The organism is uncultured Candidatus Kuenenia sp. (genome assembly GCF_900696675.1).
In the GTDB taxonomy this organism is placed as follows: Bacteria; Planctomycetota; Brocadiia; order Brocadiales; family Brocadiaceae; genus Kuenenia; species Kuenenia stuttgartiensis_A.
This window is the reverse complement of the sequence record NZ_CAADGZ010000215.1, coordinates 1-3,246: the sequence shown is the minus strand read 5'-3', so window position 1 is coordinate 3,246 and position 3,246 is coordinate 1. Positions and strand designations below refer to the sequence as shown.

General features: G+C 48.3%; 2 protein-coding genes. Both read left to right on the top strand.

What is annotated here, in order from left to right; all coding sequences use genetic code 11:
* Positions 1-9 precede the first annotated feature (9 nt).
* Positions 10-111: an NADH-ubiquinone oxidoreductase-F iron-sulfur binding region domain-containing protein gene (locus QZT26_RS16990; protein WP_295103858.1), complete on the top strand. Its 102-nt coding sequence runs from the start codon at positions 10-12 to the stop codon at positions 109-111.
* 307 nt (positions 112-418) lie between these two features.
* Positions 419-3,109: a formate dehydrogenase subunit alpha gene (gene fdhF / locus QZT26_RS16985; protein WP_295103856.1), complete on the top strand. Its 2,691-nt coding sequence runs from the start codon at positions 419-421 to the stop codon at positions 3,107-3,109.
* Positions 3,110-3,246 lie beyond the last annotated feature (137 nt).

Below are 3,246 nucleotides of genomic sequence, written 5' to 3'. Positions count from 1 at the left end.
ACGTCTTCGCTGTGCGGACTGGGACAAACATCTGCGAATCCCGTTGTTTCTACGCTGCAGTACTTTAAAAATGAGTATGAAGAGAATATCGCTAAAAAAGCGTCTGCCTAAAATGTGGAATTTAAATTGATAATAGGATGGCACGGACAAACGCTGTTTGTCCGTGCTGAACTTAACGTATAGGAATTTCAAGCTTGTAGGACGAAGCGATTGCTTCGTCGCGAGCGAAGTGGCACTTCGCGCTACATCGAGAAAGTTGCTGAAGGCCTAATTTATACGACATTGTTTATAAAGCACAAATTGTAAGGCTATAGAGCATATCTTTCGGAAAGCTAAATTGTGACCTAATTTTTTGTTTTTTCAGAACAATGAAAAATACAGAGGAATCATTATTTTGTTATAAAATGCAGGAGGAGACATGACAACAGTAATAATAGACGGGAAGCGTGTGGAGGCAGACCCTTCGCAGACGATACTGGAAGCAGCACGTCGGGTTGGGATACGGATACCGACACTATGCCATGATCCGCGGTTGAAGCCATCGGGGGCGTGCAGGATATGTGTGGTGGAAGTGGAAGGGAAGGACAATTTGGCGGCTTCGTGTGCGACGCCTGTATCGGAGGGCATGAAGGTGTCAACCCGGAGCGAAGCGGTGCTGCGTTCCCGGCGGCTGAATCTGGAATTGCTCTGGTCGAATCATCCCAATGATTGCCTTACCTGCGACAAGGCGGGGGAGTGTAGCCTGCAGAACCTGATGTATGAGTATGACGTAAAGACATCGCGGTTTGTGAAGCAGAATCCCGTGCCTGCGCCTGACGAGTCTAATCCTGCCATTTACCGTGACATGAACAAGTGCATAATGTGCGGCAAATGTGTCAGGATATGCGATGAAGTGCAGGGGCAGCATGTGTGGACGTTTTCGGATCGTGGGATAAAGACAAGGGTATCAACCGCCTTTGAGAAATCGATGCAGGACGGGGGTTGTGTGTTCTGCGGTCATTGTGTATCCGTCTGTCCGGTGGGGGCGTTAATGGACAAGCCGGTAATGAAGAAGGCGCGTTCATGGGAGACCAGAAAAGTGAGGACGGTATGTTCTTACTGCGGGGTGGGTTGCAGTCTGGTGCTCCATATAAAAAACAATGAAATATTACAAGTAACGGCGGATATAAACTCTGCGCCCAATTATGGGAGCCTCTGTGTTAAGGGGCGGTATGGATTTGAATTTTATTCAAGCAAGGATCGTTTAAAAACGCCGCTTGTGCGTGATAACATAAACGAACCGTTTCGGGAAGCAAGCTGGGAAGAGGCAATCGGCCTTGTGGCGAAGAGATTTTCGGAGATAAAGAAAAAGTACGGCCCGGATTCATTCGGGTGTCTGAGTTCATCGAGGGGTACAAACGAGGAAAACTTTCTTGCCCAGAAATTTACACGTGTGGTAATGGGCACCAATAATATGGACAATTGTGCACGTGTATGTCATGCGCCTTCGGTAACGGGGCTGAGGGCTGCGCTTGGGAGCGGGGCGGCAACAAACTCACTGGCCGATATTGAAGGCGCTGAAGTGCTCATCGTGAGCGGTTCCAACACGACGGAAGCCCACCCGGTAGCCGCGTTAAAAATAAAAAAGGCGGTGAGGCAGAACGGAGCGAAGCTCATCGTAATAGATCCCAGAAAAATAGAACTGGTCAAATATGCGGATATACACCTTCAGTTAAGGGCAGGGACAAACGTGGCGCTCATAAACGGACTCCTTCACGTAATCATAAAAGAGGGATTGCAGAATGACGACTTCATAGAAAGGCGTACCGAGAACTTTGAAATGCTGAAGCAGGTAGTAAGCAAATATACCCCTGAAGAGACGGAGGCGATTACCGGGGTCCCGAAGGAAGACATAATAAAAGCCGCAAGGATGTATGCGGGTACGAACAAGGGTATGATCATTTACGGGTTAGGGATGACGGAGCACAAGGCGGGTTCGCACGGGGTAATGTCTTTGGCGAATCTGGCGCTAATAACCGGGAATGTTGGGCGTCCGAATACGGGTATAAACCCTCTGCGTGGGCAGAACAACGTACAGGGGTCGTGTGATATGGGTGCATTGCCGGACGTATATGCATGTTACCAGAGGGTGGACGATCCGGAAGCCAACCGTAAGCATGCTGAAGCATGGAAGGTAAAGAAGCTTCCGGAGAAGCCCGGTTTGAAAGAGCCGCAGATGTACCGTGCGATAGAATACGGGGATTTGAAGGCGATGTATATAATAGGCTATGACCCGGCGATATCACAGGCGGATATAAACAAGGTAAGGGCATCAATAAGCAAGCTTGAATTTCTGGCGGTGCAGGAGATATTCATGACAGAGACGGCGAAACTTGCGCATGTGGTATTGCCAACGAGTTGTTACTTTGAGAAGGATGGTACGTTTACCAATGCGGAGAGAAGAGTACGGAGGCTACATAAGGCTATACCGTTGCCGGAGGGAACGAAATCGGACTGGGATATTATTTGTTCAATCGCCACGGCAATGGGATACCCTATGAGTTATAATCATCCGAGTGAGATTATGGATGAGATAGCGAAGCTGACGCCTGATATGGCGGGGATCAATTATAAGCGCCTGGAGGGAGACGGGTTAGTGTGGCCTGTGTGGGACATGAATCATCCCGGAACGCCGATACTGCATAAAGACACCTTTAAAAGGGGTAGGGGGATGTTTAACGACCTGATGTATACCCCTTCAGAAGAATTGCCGGACGAAGAGTATCCGTTGTTGCTGACAACCGGCCGGCGGCTGTATCAGTATAATAATGGATCGATGTCGTTGAGGAATCCGGAGATATGCGCCATAAACTCTGAGGAGTTTATGGAGATACATCCGGCGGATGCGGCGAAACTGGATATAAAATCAGGCGAGAAGGTCAGAGTATCTTCGAGGCGTGGTTCGCTGGAAGTGAAGACGGAGGTAACGGAAAAATCCCGTTTGGGAAGCGTCTTTCTATCCTTCCATTATCCTGAAACACCGACGAATGTGTTAACGGGGCCTGGAGAAGATATGCTTGCGCTTACACCGGAGTATAAGGTGTGTGCCGTTAAGGTAGAGAAAATGTAAACAAACACTACGATTATATTTTTATTTCAGAGATATAGCAGCGATTGTATATATGCTTCACCAGTATATGAATGAAACAACCCTGACAGGGTTTGGAACCCTGTCAGGGTTAAACGGTGAGGGTATTCAAATACATT